Below are 17,280 nucleotides of genomic sequence, written 5' to 3'. Positions count from 1 at the left end.
CATTCCAATCAGACCGGTTGGAGTTTCTGTTCGAATACCGAGACGCCATCCAAATCCCGCAGGATCACCGTCAACTCCGCCGTCTGCCCATCAATCTGCACCTCGCCAAAAAACTGAAAACCCGCGAACGGCGAGGTGTTCTGCGCCGGCGGTGCCTTCTCGAACACCACCTCGGGGCCAAAGGTCTTATCCAGCGGATTGGGCCCGAAGCTCCCCGCATTCAACGGCCCGGCGACAAACTCCCAGAACGGTTCGAAATCCTGGAACGCTGCACGGTCCGGGTGATAGTGATGCGCGGCGCAGTAATGCACATCGGCCGTCAGCCACACATGGTTGCGCACCTGTTGCGCCCTTAAAAAGCCCAGTAACTCGGCGATTTCCACTTCGCGACCTTGCGGCGCACCGGGGTCGTTGTTGGCGATGGCCTCCCAACGCGCCACACCGGGGCTGACCTCACCATCAGGCACACCGAGGCCGATGGGCATGTCGGCGGCGATCACTTTCCACTGCGCCTGGGACGCCTTGAGTTCGCGCTTGAGCCAGTCCAATTGTGCGCGGCCGAGGAAGGGCTTTTCAGCGCCCAGGTTGTCATCGTTGGGTCCGCGATAACTGCGCATATCCAGCACGAACACTTCCAGCAGCGGACCATAGCTGAGCTTGCGATAAATCCGCCCGCCCGCGTCCGCGCTCTGCCGGCGCATCGGTGAATACTCCAGCCAGGCCTGGCGCGCACGCCCCACCAAGGTGTTGATGTCCTTGGTCTGGTAACGCTCATCCAACTGCTTGCTTGGCGACCAGTTGTTCACCACTTCGTGGTCGTCCCACTGCCAGATCTGCGGCACCTCGGCGTTGAAGCGGCGCACGTTTTCATCCATCAGGTTGTAGCGGTAATTGCCGCGATACTCATCCAGGGTTTCAGCGACTTTGCTCTTGGCTTCGGTGGTGATATTGCGCCAGATGCGACCGCCTTCGGTGGTCAGCTGCGCCGGCACCGGGCCGTCGGCGTAGATGGTGTCGCCGCTGTGGATAAAGAAGTCCGGCAGGCGCAGGCGCATGGCTTCGTAGATGCGCATGCCGCCAATCTCCGGATTGATACCGAAGCCCTGGCCAACGGTGTCGCCGCTCCACACAAAACGGATGTCGCGGCGTTGTTGCGGCACGCTGCGCAGGTGGCCGAACCAGGGTTCGCTGGCGACGCCGGTCTGGGCGTCTTCAAAATGCACGCGGTAGAAAATCGCCTGGTCGGCGGGCAATCCGGTGAGTTCGACACGGGCGGTGAAGTCGGTGCGATTGTCGGCCAGGGGCGAGACGAATCGACGCGGGTTGCTGAAGACGCTGCGGGTGTCCCACTCCACCACCATGCGGGCCGGGCGATCGCTGCGGCTCCAGATCATGGCGCGATCGCCGAGCAGGTCGCCGGACTGTACGCCGTCGGTGAGTTGCGGGCGATCCTTTACCGAAGCGATCACTGCCGGGGCCAAACCCGGCAACAACAGACCGGCGCCGACGGCTTGCATCACACGGCGACGGCCGAGATCGAAGTGGCTCATGCGGGTGCCCTCTTGAGTATCAAAAGGGCAACTTAACCACGACCGGATGAAGCGGTTATGACACTGATCGTGTGATCAGTGGAGATCAAATGTGGGAGGGGGCTTGCTCCCGATGACAGTGTGACAGGCAATAAAAAATTGACTGATCCACTGCTATCGGGAGCAAGCCCCCTCCTACCGGTTTGAGCCGTGTCAGGCCTTGGCGGGGGCGACGGCCAGCTCGACCACATCCGGACGCTTGATCAGCGCATACACCACACCGGTCAGCACGCTACCGGCGACAATCGCCAGCAGATACAGCAACGCATGGTTCATCGCATTCGGAATCACCAGCACAAACAAGCCACCGTGGGGCGCTGCCAGTTTGCAGCCGAAGTACATCGACAGTGCACCGGTCAAGGCGCCGCCGGCAATGCTGGCCGGGATCACACGCAACGGGTCTTTGGCGGCAAACGGAATCGCGCCCTCAGAGATAAAGCACATGCCGAGAATCATCGCCGCCTTGCCGGCCTCGCGTTCGGTCTGGGCGAACTTGCGGCGCGCCAGGAACGTGGCGATGCCCATGCCAATCGGCGGCACCATACCCGCGGCCATGGTCGCCGCCATCGGCGCACCACTGGACGCCGCCAGTAAACCGACAGAAAACGCATACGCGGCCTTGTTGATCGGCCCGCCGAGGTCGACACACATCATGCCGCCCAACAGGATGCCCAGCAGCACCGCATTGGTGGTGCCCATGGTGCTGAGGAAGTCGGTGAGGCCGGTGAGCAGGCGCGCCACCGGTGGGCCGACCAGGTAGATCATCGCCAGGCCGGTAAACAGGCTCGCCAGCAACGGAATGATCAGGATCGGCTTGAGTGCCTCCAGGCTCTGCGGCAACTTCACCGCACGGGTGATCAGCTTGACGCAGTAGCCGGCCAGGAAACCGGCAAAGATACCGCCGATGAACCCCGCGCCCAAGGTACCCGCCAACAAGCCGCCGATCATGCCGGGCGCAATGCCGGGACGGTCGGCAATCGAGTAGGCGATGTAGCCCGCCAGCAACGGCACCATCAGCATGAAGGCACGGTCGCCGACGGTTTTCAGTGCCGCCGCCAGGGTGCCCTCCTGTTCAAAGGCGTGGATGCCGAACACGAATGACAAGGCAATCAACAACCCGCCCGCCACGACCATCGGCAACATGAACGACACCCCGGTCAGCAGGTGTTTATAGACGCCGGTTTTTTCCTTCTTGGCCACCGCACCGCTGGCTGCGCTTTCCACCGCGCCTTCCGCGAGGGCCTTGTTGAGGGTGGCTTCGGATTGCTTGAGGGCGATGCCGGTGCCGCAACGGTAGATCTTCTTACCCGCGAAGCGCTCGGTGGCGACTTCAATATCGGCGGCCAACAGCACCACATCAGCCTCGGCGATGGCTTGCGGGCTCAACGGTGTGCGGGCACCGACCGAACCTTGGGTCTCCACCTGCAGGTCATAGCCCAAACGCTTGGCCGTCTGCTGCAAAGCTTCGGCCGCCATGAAGGTGTGGGCGACGCCGGTCGGGCAGGCAGTGATCGCAACGATGCGCGGCGCCTGCTTGGCCGCTTGTTCCGTGGCGACAAACACCTGCGCCTCTTGCGCGCCGCGACGCAGTACGGCGTCGACATCCGCCAGCGCCTGGGCCGGCGTGCTCTGGAACACGCGCTTGCCGACAAACCGCTGCATATCCACAGGGGTGCTGCTGACCAGCAACACCCATTCGGCATCGTCGAGGGTGGCCTGGGACAGCTGGCGTTCCGGACGTTGCACATCCACCACTTCCACGCTGGTACTCCAGCCTTGGCGCTGCGCGGCGGCGTCCAACAAGCGGGCGCACAGCACACTGGTGACCATGCCGTTCGGGCAGGCGGTAACAATGGCTAACTTCATCACAAACCCTCTTATTGTTCTGTCAGCGTGCGCACAACAACGCCGCTTTCGAGGCGCGCCAACTGCGCGTCATCGCTGATGCCAAAACCGATTTGCGTCACCGCCATTGCGGCAATCGCCGTGGCGCGGCGCAGGGTCTGCTCCGGCGTATCGCCGCTGAGCAAGCCGTGCAGCATCCCGGCCAGCAACGAGTCGCCGGCGCCGACGGTACTGGCCACCGTCACCTTGGGCGGTGTGGCGTGCAGCGTCGCATTCGAGCTGTACCAGCTCACGCCCGCGGCGCCGTCGGAGACCACCACATGTTCCACGCCCTGCTGGTGAAGCTGGCTGATTGCATCCGGGGCATGACCCAGGGCATCGGCCAGCTCTTCGGTATTGGGTTTGACCAGCCACGGGCCGGCTTTCAGACCGGCGCGCAGCGCCTCGCCGCTGGTGTCCAGGGCGACTTTCAAACCGAGGCTTTTCAGTTCCGTCACCAGGCGTTGAAACCACTGCGCACTGACGCCGCGTGGCAAGCTGCCGGCCACCACCACCGCATCAAAGCCGGGAGCAATCTGCGCCAGTTTTTCCAGCAAGGCGTTCTGCGCCTGCTCCGTCACCTGCGGCCCCGGCGCATTGATGTCAGTGACCCGGCCATCCTGCTCGGCAATCTTGATATTGCTGCGCGTCTCTCCCGGCACGCGGACGAACGCATCGCCAAACCCACGGCTGGCGATCAGTGCATCGAACGCCTCGGGGTTTGCGGCGCCGAGAAAACCGCCCACGCTCACCTCATGGCCCAGATCGGCCAACACCTGCGCCACGTTCACGCCCTTGCCGGCGGCATGGGTCAGCAGGGTGTCGCTGCGGTTGACTTCACCCGGATCCAGGCGCGCCAAACGCACCGTCAGGTCCAACGCCGGGTTCAGCGTCAGGGTCAGAATCCTTGCCATCTACACGGCCTCCACTAGGGCACGCACTTCGGCGGGCGAGCCCACCGCCAGTGCTTTTTGCGCCAGGCCCTGGGCCTCGCTCAGACTGAATTCGCGCACGCGCGCCTTCACTTCGGGAATGCTGCGGGCCGACACGCTCAACTCATCCACCCCCAGGCCGATCAACACCGGCACCGCCAACGGGTCTGCCGCCAACTCGCCGCACACGCCGACCCATTTGCCATGGGCATGGGCGGCGCGCACGGTGATGTCGATCAGCTGCAGCACCGCCGGGTGCAGGCCGTCGGCCTGGGCGGACAGCGTCGGGTGACCACGGTCGATGGCCAGGGTGTACTGGGTCAGGTCGTTGGTGCCGACGCTGAAAAAGTCGACTTCCTTGGCCAGCACCGGCGCAAGCAATGCCGCCGACGGCACTTCGATCATGATGCCCAGTTGCAGGTCCGCCACCGGGATCTCCAGGCGCAGGCGTTCGGTCATGTCACGGGCCGCACGCCATTCATCGACGCTGCCGACCATGGGGAACATGATGCGCAGCGGACGGTTATCCGCAGAACGCAGCAGCGCACGCAATTGCGCTTCCATGATCTGCGGGCGTTGCAAGGTGAGACGAATGCCGCGCACGCCGAGGAAGGGGTTTTCTTCCTGGGCAATCGGCCAATACGGCAGCGGTTTGTCGCCGCCCACATCAAGGGTGCGCACCACCAGCGGGCGACCGCCGAGGCCGTCGAGCACACGCCGGTATTCGGCTTCCTGGGTGGCTTCGTCCGGCGCTTGCGGGTGGGCCATGAAAATCAGCTCGGTGCGCAGCAAGCCGATGCCTTCGGCGCCCTGCTCCACCGCGCTGGCAACACCGGCGCTTTCGCCGATGTTGGCGAACACTTCCACAGCGTGACCGTCACGGGTCAGCGCCGGTTCATGGCGTTGCGCAGAAGCGGCTTGCAGGCGCTGTTCGCGGGTGTCGCGTTCGACCGTGGCGCGTTGCAGGGTGGCGCTGTCGGCGTCCACATGCAGGCGACCGCGCTGGCCGTCGAGCAACAGCGGCGTGCCGGAAGCCAGCAGCAACACCGCCGGGCCGGCGCCGACCAAGGCCGGAATACCCAGGGCACGGGCGACGATAGCGCTGTGCGCCGTCGCGCCGCCACGGGCGGTGAGAATGCCGGCGACGCGCGCTGGATCAAGCCGTGCAACGTCGGACGGACCGACTTCGTCCATCACCAAGATGTAGGGCTCGCTCGGCTCCTGGGCGGTTTCAACACCGCACAGTTGCGCCAGCACACGACGGCCGACATCCCGCAGGTCGGCCGCGCGCTCGGCGAGCAGGGCGTCCTGCAACGACTCCTGCTGCTTGGCGGCGGCTTCAATCACACTCATCCACGCCGCTTCAGCGCTTTCGCCTTGCTTGAGGCGGGTGTCGACTTCGTCGGTGAGTTCCGGGTCGTCGAGCATTTCCTGGTGGGTGATGAAAATCTCGCGGATCGCCTTGGAGGGGTTGCGTTCGATCAGGCCCTGGATATCGGTGCGCACCTCACTCAAGGCGCTGTGCAGGCGCTGGCGCTCGATGGCGCAGGATTCTCCGCGCAGTGGGTAGTCGAACGTTTGCTGAACCTGGATATGCGCAGGGCCGATGGCGATGCCCGGCGCGGCAGCGATGGCCTGAATCTGGCTCCCGGCCAATGGCGCGCTGATCACCGGTTCGATATCGAGGGCTTCGGGCTGGGCGCTCAGGGTCGGCAGTGGCTCGACGTCTTCACCCAAGCCTTCTTCCACCGCCGCCAGCAGCGCGGGCAGTGCGTCGCCGGCAATGGTCGGCTCGGCGACAAACTCCAGCACCTGGCCACGTCGAGCGCCGAGGCTCAACAGTTTGCTCAGGCTTTTCACCGACACGGCGCCCACTGGGCCATCGACGATGCGCACACGCACATCACCGTCAAAATTTTTCGCCAACTGGGCGAGGATCTTCGCCGGCCGCGCGTGCAAACCGTGGGCGTTGGCCAGGGTGATGCGTGCGCTGGGCCAGTCCGGAGGCAGTTCACCGCCGAGCACTTCGAGGACCGCGCGGCTGCTGGTGGCGCGGCCAAGTTCTTGGCCACGCCCTTCGATCAGCAAGGCGCACAAGCGTTCAAGCAAGGCCTGGTGGGCTTCACCGAGGCTGGCCAGGCAGAACAGGCCATTGAGCGGCTGGCCGAGGTAGCGCATGGGTTTGTCCGGGGTGACAAACGCCAGGCCCGGGCGTTTGACCGTCTGCTCGCTGTGCAACCACCACAGGCCATCGCCCAGGGGCAGCGCATCCACCTGCTGCAACACCGCGGCGAAACCATTGCTCACACAATCGGCCTGGCGCAGCAAGCGTGCACCGCGCCAAACCAGCTCTTCGAAGTCATCGGCGGACACGCCCAGGCTGATCATCTGTGCATCCAGCGCCAGTTCCTGCGGCGCGCCTTGCAACAGTTTCAGCAACGCTTCGGCGGTGCCGGCACGGCGCAACGCCTGGCCCAGGTCGGTTTCGCCGAGGGCGCGGGTGAGCAGTTGCAACAGGCGCAGGTGTTCGTCGGATTTGGCGGCAATGCCGATGGCCAGGTATACGATCTGGCCGTCGCCCCAGTCCACCCCTTCGGGGAACTGCAGCAGGCGCACGCCGGTAGAGAACACCTGGTCGCGGGTTTCAGGGGTGCCGTGGGGGATGGCAATACCTTGGCCCAGGAACGTCGAGCCCTGAGCTTCACGGGCTTGCAAACCGCTGAGGTAACCCTCGGCGACCAGGCCATCGGCCACCAGTTTTTCAGCGAGCAGGTGCAAGGCAGCAGATTTATCCACAGCCACCTGGCCCATGGAAATCTGCTCTACAGTGAGCTCAAGCATGCCGTTCTCCTAGTTAGTGCAGTGGCGCACTAGGTATTGTTTTAAACAAACAGTGTAAGGGGTGCTCATAAATAACTGACTGAGCAGTCAATTGGCAGTGGCTACTCAGTCGCGAACGTCGTAAAAATACGCTGGCTGAAACGTTTAATCTAGAGTTTATGGAAGACTACGCGTTAATTGCGCATCCTTGAACAACCACTCGGCACTTGAGCTGAGACATAGGTCCAGTGCTGGAATCGGTTACGATTGGACAAAATGTCGGGGCAAGCTCCAAAAAACAAGGAAATCCCGGTTTGAAACTCAGTGATATCGCACGTCTCGCCGGTGTGTCCGTGACCACCGCCAGCTACGTCATCAATGGCAAGGCTGAACAGCAACGCATCAGCAACGCAACCGTCGAGCGGGTGCGCGCCGTGGTCGAAGCCCATGGCTTTACGCCCAACCCCCAGGCCGCCGGGCTGCGCAGTCGGCACACGCGCACCTTGGGTTTTATCCTGCCCGACCTGGAAAACCCCAGCTACGCACGCATCGCCAAACTCCTGGAGCAAGGCGCTCGGGCGCGTGGCTATCAGTTGCTGATCGCCAGCTCCGACGATGAGGCCGACAGCGAGCGCCAATTGCTGCAACTGTTCCGCGCCCGGCGCTGTGATGCGTTGTTCGTCGCCAGTTGCCTACCGGCCAGCGATGACAGTTACCGCGAGTTGCAAGCCAAGGGGCTGCCAGTGATTGCCATCGACCGGGTGATGGGCGCGGATCAATTCTGCTCGGTGGTCAGCGACGACCACAAGGCTTGCAAGCAATTGACCAGCAGCCTGCTGCAACCGTTGCCCAAACAGATCGCGCTAATCGGCGCACGGCCCGAACTGAGCATCAGCCAGGAGCGTGCCGCCGGTTTCCGTGAGGCCCTCGAAGGGTTCACCGGCGAGGTGATTGTCGAACACGGTGAAGCCTTCAGTCGCGACTGCGGCCGACAGCTGATGGAGCAACTTCTACAGCAACTGGGGCATTTGCCTGACGCGCTGGTGACCACCTCCTATGTGCTGCTGCAAGGTGTGTTCGACGCCCTGCATGACTTCCCGCTCAAGTCGCGCCCGCTGCGCCTGGGCACCTTTGGTGATACGCAGTTGCTGGACTTCCTGCCGTTGCCGGTCAACGCCATGGCCCAGCAACATCAACTGATCGCCGACACCGCCCTGCGCCTGGCGCTGGCCGCTATCGAAGAAGAGCACTACCAACCTGGCGTACACGCCATCGGCCGGACGTTCAAGCAGCGTATTCACGAGGCTTGAGCGTGGAGCTGATCGACACCCACACCCACCTGGATTTCCCGGCGTTCGACAGCGACCGCCGGGACGTCCTCGCCCACAGCCGGACGTTGGGCGTGCGGCGCTTGGTGGTGCTGGGGGTGTATCAGCAGAATTGGCAGCGCCTGTGGGACTTGGCGCAAGCGGATGAAGGAATATTCGCAGCCTTTGGTTTACACCCGGTGTACCTCGATGAGCATCAACCCGCCGACCTTGTGCAATTGGGCGACTGGTTGACGCGCCTGCACGGCCACCGGCAGCTGTGCGCGGTGGGCGAGATCGGCCTGGATTACTTCCTCGAACAGCTGGACCGCGAACGCCAGCAAAGCCTGTTTGAAGCCCAGCTCAAGCTGGCGGCGGACTTCCAATTACCGGCGTTGCTGCATGTACGTCGCAGCCATGCCGTGGTTATCGCTACCCTCAAGCGCATCCGCCTGCCCCGCGGCGGCATCATCCATGCGTTCGCCGGGAGCCGCGAAGAAGCCCGCGAGTACATCAAGCTCGGCTTCAAGCTGGGTTTGGGCGGTGCCGCCACCTGGCCCCAGGCCCTGCGTATGCACAAGGTGTTGGCGCAACTGCCGCTGGACGCGGTGGTGCTGGAAACCGACTCCCCTGATATGGCGCCCGCCATGTTTCCCGGTCAACGCAACAGCCCCGAGCACCTGCCGGACATCTGCACCGCCCTGGCCGAGCGCATGGGCATCAGCCCGCTGTTACTGGCTGAGGCGAGCACACGCAATGCGTGCGAGCTGTTCAATTGGTAGCACCGGCGTGACCACTTGCAGGTCCAGCGTCATTCGCTGCCGGTAGCGGGCGTAGCGCAGCACCAGGAAATGCATCAGCAGCATCACCAGCGAGACGTTGAACTGACCGATCACGCTGATCAGCCCCACCCACTCCGCCACCAGCGCCACAATCAGCACCATGCAGGTGAACACCACCATGCTCGGTTGCACCAGCGCCCAATGGTCCAGCGCCTTGAACTGGCGCAATTGGCGGGGGCAGTTCAACTGCACGATCCGTTGGCAGTACGGGCAGTCGAAAGGCTCTTGGATCGCGATGGCATTCAGTTGCCACGGCTTGAGTTCAAACCTGATATCACAATGGGCACAATGCCCTTTGATGCCGATCGCAGTGGTCATCGTCGTCGCGCTCCGTTGAACCTGAATTTGATTGAAACAAATTCTCCCCCCTTCACGCGGCCAGAAAAGGGACTCCGTGAAATCAGGACAGGCACTACATCAACAAGAGCGAATTCCCACACCACGGTCTTACACGCGAAACGCACCGATCAAGTGCTTCAACTCAATCACCTGCATCGACAGTTGCCGGCTCGCCGCCTCGGTCTGGTGCGCTCCTTCGGCGGCGTATTCGCCAGCCCGATTGATGGCCACGATGTTCTGGTCAATGTCGTGGGCAACGGCGGTCTGTTGTTCCACGGCGGCGGCGATCTGCTGATTCTGATCAACGATCATCCCTACGGCGCCGAGGATATTTTCCAAAGCCTGCTGGACTTTTTCCGACTGACCCACGGTGCCGTTGGCCATCTCATGGCTGCTGCCCATGGCCCTTACTGCCGCCGCCACACCGCCTTGCAAGCGGCTGATCATCTGTTCGATTTCCTCTGTGGAGTGCTGGGTGCGCCGGGCCAGGGTGCGCACCTCGTCGGCCACCACCGCAAAACCACGCCCCTGCTCACCGGCCCGCGCCGCCTCGATGGCGGCATTGAGTGCCAGCAGGTTGGTTTGCTCGGCGATGCTTTTGATCACTTCCAATACGCTACTGATGGACTGGCTGTCGGTGGCCAATTGGTTGATCACCCGCACCGACTGATCGATCTCCGAGGCCAGCCGCGCAATGCTGCCCTGCTGGGATTGCACCAAGCCACGGCCGCTGACGGTTTCGTCGTTGACGCTGTGAGCGCTGCTGACCGCCGTCGCTGCGCTGCGCGCGACCTCCTGGGCAGTGGACGACATCTGGTTCATGGCCGTCGCCACCTGCTCGATCCGGGTACGCTGCCCGGCAACCGCCTGATTGCTCCGGGCCGAGACCGTTTCCACCTGGCCGGCCTGGCGTTCAACCTGGCTGACGGTGTGCCCGACGCGCTCGATCAAGTCATGGATCTTCGCCACAGTGCCGTTGAACAGCTGACCCAGGTCGCCCAGTTCATCGCGGCTCTGGGCGACAAACGTGACGGTCATGTCGCCGGCCGCCACCTTGTCCATCATCGCGCCCAGACGGCGCAGCGTGGTGCGGGTGGAGGCATAGAAGCCTGCGTACAGATAGAAGATCAGCAAGAACACCGCCGTCAGGGCAGAGACCAACACCACCATATGCGTGCGATTCTGCGCCAGGCGCTGCTCCAACTGCTGCTCCAGGAACGTCAACGTGGCGTCGTCAAGCTGGTAGGTCCGGGCCATCAGTTGGCTGACGCTGTCGTAGAATCCCTGCCAGGGCGCGTCGAGGGTTTCGGCCATCACCACCTGCTCCTCAAACAACTCGCTGCCTTGCTTGAGGCTGGCACTGCTGGCCTGGGCCAGGCTGTCTAGCGTCGCGTGGGCGGCGTTGCTGGAGCCCAGGGCATCCTGCAACTTCAGGCCATATTCGGCTTGGAGTTTTTCCAATTGCTGCAGCAGTTCGTCAAAGCGCGTACTGGACGCCGAATTGAGAAAACCCTGGCCCAGGGAGTAAGCGCCCATCGCCCGACCTTCGCCAAGGGTCTGGGTGACCTGCGGGGTGACGCTGGTGATCAGTGCGCTGAGCTGGCGCAGATCACTCTGGGAATCGCGGCTCAAGCCGGATTGACTGGCGATGATCTGGCTGAGCATCTGGGCCTTGTTGAGCAACTTGCCGATCAGTGCACTTTTGCTCAGCAGCGACGTTTCCTGTTGCTGGGCCTTGAAGGCCGCAATCAACTCGTCGCGCTTGGCGTCAAACGCAGCGATTTGCTCAGGCTCGGTGGTCATGGCATTGAGGCCTTGCAGGCGAGTCAGCACGCTGTGCTCCAAGGCGCTGATCTTGCCCTCAAGGTCACCGGCCTTGCCGGATTGACCAAGGGTCGCGTTGATCTGTACTTGGTTGTTGAGGGTTTCCAGGTCGCGGCGCAGGGCCAGGCTGCTGCCGAGCAAGTCGAGGCTTTGCAGCTCCACACGGGTCCCCTGGAATTCACGCCACGAATCACGCACCAGGTAGTAGTTGGTTGCCAGCATCGGCAGCAGGAACAACACACTGATCAAACTGAACTTCATGCCGAAGCTCAGGCGGTTCATCAACGCGACGGCGGGATAGAGCAAGCTCTTCACTGTGAACTCCCCTTCTTTTATTTTTATTGAGGCGCAGGGCGGCAGTTAGCCAGCATCTGTATAGCTCAATTTGAAAGGGAGTTTTGTAACTTAAGGTTAACGAAAGGAGGGGCACCACGGAAACAATGCGGGTTTACTCAGGATTCGGTGGGGCTGCTTCGCAGCCCAGCGCAGGGCAAGCCTGCTCACTACAGCAAGCCTGGCCCCACATTTTCTGATGTGTGTTCGCAGTCAGGGCAACACGGTCCAGATCGCAAACCCGGCATACCACAGCACCGCCGCACGCAGCAGCAGCTCCCATATCCGGTCCAGGCTGTTGATGCCATCGGGACCTACCGCCGGCGGCGGGATTTCGGCAGCGACCAAGCCGACTTTTTCCACCAGTTCAGCAGCGCTGATGTCCCAACTCAGCAGTTCGTGCAGCATCACGCGACCGACTGCGACGAAGTTGCCCACCAGGGCAAAACTGGCCGCCAGCAGGCGTACCGGCAACCAGTCAAATGCATGACGCAGTTGCCCGGCACGCTCAGCCACCAGGGGGTTCTTGCTGTGTTCACTGGCCAATGCGAGCAGGCGGTACGCCAACGCGGCAACCGGGCCCAGCAGGAAATACCAGAAAATCACCGCGAAAAAGCTCTGGTAGGCCTGCCACAACAGATGGCCCTGGACGCGTTCGAGCAATTGCTCGCCACTGTCGGCGCTCAGGTTCAGGTCACGCTCCGCGACATGCTCGGCCGCTTGCAGGTCGCCACGTCGCCAGGCATCGCGGAAGGGCCCGAGCCCGGCGAGCAGATCACCGCGGCCCAGGCTGTAGATCACGACCAGCAAGTGCACCGGCAGTGCCAGCAGTCCGTAGGCCACCGGTTCCAGCACCAGCAGCAACAAGGCCAGTAGCGCGACGGGGAACAACACCAGTAACGCCAGAATCAGCCAGGGTTGCTTGCCCATGCGCGGGCTCGATTCCAGCTTGGCCAGCTCGCGCAGCCAACCGCCATCACGCTGCAATCGCTGGCGCAGCGCCGAGAACTTCTCGATCCATACGGCCAGTACCAACACCAGGAAACTCATCGTGCGTGTCCTCCATCCTGCAGGGCGCTGCGAAAGCGCGTCCAATCAAAAGCGGGGCCGGGATCGGTCTTGCGCCCCGGGGCGATATCGCTGTGACCACACACGCGCTGGGGAGTAATGTCGGGGTAAGCCGCCAGCAACTGGCGGCTCAGATCGATCAGCGATGCGTATTGGGCATCGGTGAACGGCAGATCATCCGTGCCTTCCAGCTCAATCCCCAAAGAAAAGTCATTACAGGTTTCTCGCCCCTCGAACTGCGAGACCCCGGCATGCCAGGCCCGATCGAGGCAGGATACAAACTGCGTCACCGTACCGTCGCGCTCAATCAGAAAATGCGCGGACACCCGTAGGGCGGCAATCCCTTCAAAGTAGGGATGTTCCGTGACATCCAGGCGATTCTGAAAAAATTCCTGCACTTTGCCAGTGGCGAACTGCGCCGGTGGCAGGCTGATGTTATGCACCACCAACAGTGAGATTTCGCCTGTGGGGCGCTCGTTGAAGTTGGGTGAAGGGCAATGACGGATGCCCTCGCACCAACCGCTGGTGGGGTCCAACTGCATACAGGTTCCTTGAATGAGACAAAGTCTGACCAGTATGCCGCGTTCGCCCCTCCGGTTGCGATCACTTGCCGTGATTGAGTTGCCGCAATTTGCCCACTACCGCGGCCAACGCGCGCTCGAACAGCGGTCCGTCATCCAGGGTATGCAGCACGCCACGCTTGAACGCCAAGGCCAACTGGCCGGCGCTTTTCTCCAAGACCTTGAGCCCCGTGCGACTGGTAAAAATATACGTATGGGCTGGCGCCATGATCGCCGTCAACTTGCACCGCAGCGCGTTGGCGCCGTCTTCCTGGAACACCACCCAGCCTCCCACCTTGAGTTGATGGGCCCTGAGCAGGTCGGGGTCGTTGTCCGGCAAATCGGTGACCTGATCGGAGGACGTTGCGCTGAGTACAAACGGCTCGCGCACTTCGATCAACTCATCAACGCCTTCAGGCGCCTGGACATGCAGGGCCTGCAAGCGCACAAAAAACTCTCGCGTGCTGAAGGGGTCGAACGCCGCGCTGGTAAGACCGTCGCGCAACGCCTTGAGCAAACCGGGCAGTTGCTCGAGCAAATGGCGCCCGGCTTCGGTGTCTTGTTGCAGGCTGACGCTCCAGATCAGCTCGTCCATGGTGCGCAGGCCCGCTTGCCATTGCACTGATTGCTCGCCGTGTTTGAGGCTGGCCAGCAACAGCACCTGGCTCCAGGCCTGCTGCAGGAACTGCACGACCGGACGCGGCAGGACCTTGCCTAACAGCCGTTTATTCAGCACATCGGCCACGCGCTGGCGGGCGGCTTCGGTGCGCACGCGCCCGGCTTCGGCATCGCGGGTGTGCTGTTCAATCAAGTCGCTGCGCCGCCGCTCATCGGCGGTAAACGCGCTGAACTCCGCGAGCAATTGGGAAAAAATCGCCGGATCTTCGACGAACTCATTGAGCAAGCGCTGCACCACCTGCTCAATGCGCAGGTAGAGGTGGTCACGCTGGTAGTCATCACGCGGGCTGCTGCCCATGGCGGCCGCCGCGATTTCATTGAGCAGGCGCCGCGCCGGGTGGCTGGGGTGGCTGAAAAAGCTTTTGTCCACCACCGCTACTTTCAGCATCGGGATCTGCAGGCGGCCGATCAGGGCCTTGAAGGCATGGGGTATGGCGCGGTCGTTGAGGATGAATTCGAACAGCAGCGCAATCAGGTTGATCACGTCTTCGTCAGCCGCCTCCACCACCCGCGACTTACCACTCTTGACGCTGACTCGGGTGAGCAACTGCTCAAGCTGGTTACGCAGGTCGAAATCGTCCTCGGCCTCAGGCTCCGGCACGTACTGCTGCAAGTGGGAGAGCAGGCGCAACAGGTCACGGGTGGCAATGGGCAGCGGTTCGGCGCTGGCTTCAAGCGTCGGCGCCACACTGCCGCGTACCGCTGTCAGCAATGGCTGGAGCGCGGCGAACGCTTGCTGGCCATTTTCGTCGACGAGCGGGTCGGCGGCCGACGAGGTTTCTTCAGGCGGGAGTTCACGCCCCGCACGCCCCTCGATGCGGCGGCAAGGTACGGCCTTGAGTTCAGGCAATACACCCGTCACGACCAGCAATTGATTGGCTTCGCCGTAGAGTTGGTCGGCATCGCTGAGCACGTATTTTTCAAACAACTTGAGCATGATCAGTTTGACGCGGATCTCCACGCCCAAGCTGCGCCCCGCGCGCAGGAAAAACTCACACAGCAGTGCCGGCCCCAAAGGGTTCTCACGCTCATCCAGGCGGTTGCCCAGCAAAGCGCTCAAGCGCGCCGTGAGTTGCCCCAGGGCCAGGCCGTCACGGTGCCGCACCCGCCCCAGCATGGCTTCAAGCGCTACGGCTTTCTCCAGGTCATCCTTGGAAGACCCCGGCACCGCGTCATAGGAAACCACGGGCACCAGTTGCAATTCCCCTCGCCCCGCCTGGCCCAGGCTGGCAAAAGCTCCGAACAGTTGCTCCATGAACACGCGTTCGAAATTCTTGCGCTTGAGGCGCAGGTCGCGCATGGCTTCAAAGAAAATATGGTGATCGAGGTTGTTGCGCGCCTTGTCGGCCATTTCGAACAACGTGTCGTCGGCGTTATCGAACAGGTCCTGCAGACCTTGTTGAAGCTGTTGCGCGGCCTTGTCGCGCAGCTGCTGCAACACCACCGGCAGGCGGGCGAGCGGCGATGGCGTAGCGTGTGCCTTGTTGATTGGCACCACCTTTCCGTCATTGTGCATCCTGGCCTCCTGAAACGGCGGTATTGGGGTGGGGAAACATCGGGTACGGGCTCCGTCGGGAACCAGAAATAACCGCTTATCCTCAAGACGTCAAAGCTATGACGCCAATTGCAAGGCGCGAGATTATCTTGCAAATGAGGGGGGTTGCGCCAGCAAACTCTGCCATTACGCGGTAAATGAGTGGTGAGCCTGGGTTCGAACGCACACTGCCCCTATAATCGGGGCACTTTGTCTGTGGAGCCTGTTATGCCGAATCTCCGTCTTGCCGACCTCACCGCCGAAATCGAAGCCAACGTGCGCCGCGCACTGCTGGAAGACATCGGCAGCGGCGACATCACTGCGCAGTTGATCCCGGCCGAACGGCTGGCCACGGCCACCATCATTACCCGTGACGCGGCGGTTATCGCCGGTACCGCCTGGGTTGATGCGGTCTTCCGCCAACTGGACCCGCGGGTCGCCGTGCATTGGCAGGTGGCCGACGGTGAACGCGTCAGCCCCAACCAGGCGCTGTTCCACCTTGAAGGCCCGGCGCGCTCGCTGCTGAGCGGCGAACGCTGCGCACTGAATTTCCTGCAACTGCTGTCCGGCGTCGCCACACGCGCCCAATTCCTGGCGGATTTTGTCGCCAGCACCCAGGTCAAGCTACTGGATACCCGCAAGACTCTGCCGGGCCTGCGTCTGGCGCAGAAGTACGCAGTCACCTGCGGGGGCTGTCACAACCACCGTATCGGTTTATATGACGCGTTCCTGATCAAGGAAAACCATATCGCAGCCTGCGGCGGCATTGCCCAGGCGATCACGGCCGCCCACAAGATCGCACCCGGCAAGCCGGTGGAAATCGAAGTGGAAAGCCTGGAGGAACTGCGCGAAGCCCTGGCGGCAGGCGCCGACATCATCATGCTCGATGAGTTGAGCCTGGACGATATGCGTGAAGCCGTGCGCCTGAACGGCGGCAAGGCCAAGCTGGAGGCCAGCGGCGGGATCAATGAAAGCACCCTGCTGCCGATTGCAGAGACCGGGGTGGACTACATCTCGATCGGTGCGATGACCAAAGATGTGAAGGCAGTGGACTTGTCGATGCGCCTCAGTATCTAGCACCTTCGAAATGCGTGTGTGGTGAGCGGGCTTGCCCCGCGCTGGGGTGCGTAGCAGCCCTAACGAGGCCGCTGCGTTTTGTCAGGTAGAACGGGGTGGTGGGTGTTGGGGCCGCTTCGCAGCCCAGCGCGGGGCAAGCCCGCTCACTACAACGGCGTTTGAGTGACCAGGTCATTCATCTCGCAACGCTATGCACCTTAGTATCCAGCGCGTTCGAAGTGCATGTGTGGTGAGCGGGCTTGCCCCGCGCTGGGGTGCGTAGCAGCCCCAACGAGGCCGCCGCGTTTTGTCAGGTAGAACGGGGTGGCAGGTGTTGGGGCCGCTTCGCAGCCCAGCGCGGGGCAAGCCCGCTCACTACAACAGCGTTTAAATGACCAGGTCATTCATCTCGCAATCCTATGCACCTTAGTATCCAGCGCGTTCGAAGTGCGTGTGTGGTGAGCGGGCTTGCCCCGCGCTGGGCTGTGTAGCAGCCCCAATAAGGCCGCCGCGT

Annotated in this window: 12 protein-coding genes; 3 read left to right on the top strand and 9 right to left on the bottom strand. The window is 62.5% G+C overall.

Annotated features, from left to right (window positions below; genetic code table 11):
* Positions 1-8: 8 nt before the first annotated feature.
* From AO064_RS22770 to ptsP, 4 genes are all read right to left on the bottom strand, one after another.
* Complete coding sequence (locus tag AO064_RS22770) at positions 9-1,550, bottom strand: alkaline phosphatase D family protein (protein WP_064054737.1); 1,542 nt, start codon at positions 1,548-1,550, stop codon at positions 9-11.
* 192 nt (positions 1,551-1,742) lie between these two features.
* Positions 1,743-3,455, bottom strand: coding sequence for a PTS fructose-like transporter subunit IIB (locus tag AO064_RS22765; RefSeq protein WP_064054736.1), 1,713 nt, complete (start codon positions 3,453-3,455; stop codon positions 1,743-1,745).
* Between the two features lie 11 nt (positions 3,456-3,466).
* Positions 3,467-4,387, bottom strand: a complete 921-nt coding sequence (gene pfkB, locus AO064_RS22760; protein WP_064054735.1) for a 1-phosphofructokinase — start codon at positions 4,385-4,387, stop codon at positions 3,467-3,469.
* Positions 4,388-7,246, bottom strand: coding sequence for a phosphoenolpyruvate--protein phosphotransferase (gene ptsP / locus AO064_RS22755; protein WP_064054734.1), 2,859 nt, complete (start codon positions 7,244-7,246; stop codon positions 4,388-4,390).
* Positions 7,247-7,539: 293 nt separating this feature from the next.
* Here ptsP and cra point away from each other — a divergent pair, with 293 nt between their 5' ends.
* Together cra and AO064_RS22745 are read left to right on the top strand one after the other, a co-directional pair.
* Positions 7,540-8,535, top strand: coding sequence for a catabolite repressor/activator (gene cra, locus AO064_RS22750; protein ID WP_064054733.1), 996 nt, complete (start codon positions 7,540-7,542; stop codon positions 8,533-8,535).
* 2 nt (positions 8,536-8,537) lie between these two features.
* Positions 8,538-9,314 carry a TatD family hydrolase gene (locus tag AO064_RS22745; RefSeq protein WP_064054732.1) on the top strand — a complete coding sequence of 259 codons (777 nt, stop codon included), beginning with the start codon at positions 8,538-8,540 and terminating at the stop codon, positions 9,312-9,314.
* Here the strand turns inward: AO064_RS22745 and AO064_RS22740 are convergent.
* The 5 genes from AO064_RS22740 to AO064_RS22720 all read right to left on the bottom strand — a co-directional run bounded on the left by AO064_RS22740 (position 9,264) and on the right by AO064_RS22720 (position 15,692).
* Positions 9,264-9,692 carry a hypothetical protein gene (locus AO064_RS22740; protein ID WP_012722169.1) on the bottom strand — a complete coding sequence of 143 codons (429 nt, stop codon included), beginning with the start codon at positions 9,690-9,692 and terminating at the stop codon, positions 9,264-9,266. The genes AO064_RS22745 and AO064_RS22740 overlap by 51 nt on opposite strands.
* A gap of 129 nt (positions 9,693-9,821) precedes the next feature.
* Positions 9,822-10,526, bottom strand: coding sequence for a methyl-accepting chemotaxis protein (locus AO064_RS31915; protein ID WP_371916688.1), 705 nt, complete (start codon positions 10,524-10,526; stop codon positions 9,822-9,824).
* 1,557 nt (positions 10,527-12,083) lie between these two features.
* Positions 12,084-12,920 (bottom strand): regulatory signaling modulator protein AmpE, encoded by an 837-nt coding sequence (gene ampE / locus AO064_RS22730; RefSeq protein WP_012722167.1) that lies wholly within the window; start codon positions 12,918-12,920, stop codon positions 12,084-12,086.
* On the bottom strand, positions 12,917-13,480 hold the full coding sequence (gene ampD / locus AO064_RS22725) for a 1,6-anhydro-N-acetylmuramyl-L-alanine amidase AmpD (RefSeq protein ID WP_012722166.1): 564 nt from the start codon (positions 13,478-13,480) through the stop codon (positions 12,917-12,919). The genes ampE and ampD overlap by 4 nt, the downstream gene beginning before the upstream one ends.
* Before the next feature lie 61 nt (positions 13,481-13,541).
* The gene (locus AO064_RS22720; protein WP_064054730.1) at positions 13,542-15,692 is read right to left on the bottom strand and encodes a DUF1631 domain-containing protein; all 2,151 of its coding nucleotides are present in this window, start codon (positions 15,690-15,692) and stop codon (positions 13,542-13,544) included.
* 246 nt (positions 15,693-15,938) lie between these two features.
* On the opposite strand from AO064_RS22720, the gene nadC reads away from it, so the two are divergent.
* Positions 15,939-16,787: a carboxylating nicotinate-nucleotide diphosphorylase gene (nadC, locus tag AO064_RS22715; RefSeq protein ID WP_012722164.1), complete on the top strand. Its 849-nt coding sequence runs from the start codon at positions 15,939-15,941 to the stop codon at positions 16,785-16,787.
* The last annotated feature ends 493 nt before the right edge of the window (positions 16,788-17,280 follow it).

Origin of the sequence: Pseudomonas marginalis (assembly GCF_001645105.1) — a bacterium.
GTDB lineage: Bacteria > Pseudomonadota > Gammaproteobacteria > Pseudomonadales > Pseudomonadaceae > Aquipseudomonas > Aquipseudomonas petroselini.
The sequence above is the reverse complement of the archived record's forward strand: the minus strand, read 5'-3'. Positions and strand labels throughout refer to the sequence as shown.

Bases quoted from the DNA above. Each gene is read 5' to 3' on its own strand.
- nadC (WP_012722164.1), top strand. From the start codon at position 15,939: ATGCCGAATCTCCGTCTTGCCGACCTCACCGCCGAAATCGAAGCCAAC.
- AO064_RS31915 (WP_371916688.1), bottom strand. From the start codon at position 10,526: ATGTCGTCCACTGCCCAGGAGGTCGCGCGCAGCGCAGCGACGGCGGTC.
- ampE (WP_012722167.1), bottom strand. From the start codon at position 12,920: ATGAGTTTCCTGGTGTTGGTACTGGCCGTATGGATCGAGAAGTTCTCG.
- AO064_RS22770 (WP_064054737.1), bottom strand. From the start codon at position 1,550: ATGAGCCACTTCGATCTCGGCCGTCGCCGTGTGATGCAAGCCGTCGGC.
- AO064_RS22720 (WP_064054730.1), bottom strand. From the start codon at position 15,692: ATGCACAATGACGGAAAGGTGGTGCCAATCAACAAGGCACACGCTACG.
- AO064_RS22740 (WP_012722169.1), bottom strand. From the start codon at position 9,692: ATGACCACTGCGATCGGCATCAAAGGGCATTGTGCCCATTGTGATATC.
- pfkB (WP_064054735.1), bottom strand. From the start codon at position 4,387: ATGGCAAGGATTCTGACCCTGACGCTGAACCCGGCGTTGGACCTGACG.
- ptsP (WP_064054734.1), bottom strand. From the start codon at position 7,246: ATGCTTGAGCTCACTGTAGAGCAGATTTCCATGGGCCAGGTGGCTGTG.
- ampD (WP_012722166.1), bottom strand. From the start codon at position 13,480: ATGCAGTTGGACCCCACCAGCGGTTGGTGCGAGGGCATCCGTCATTGC.
- AO064_RS22765 (WP_064054736.1), bottom strand. From the start codon at position 3,455: ATGAAGTTAGCCATTGTTACCGCCTGCCCGAACGGCATGGTCACCAGT.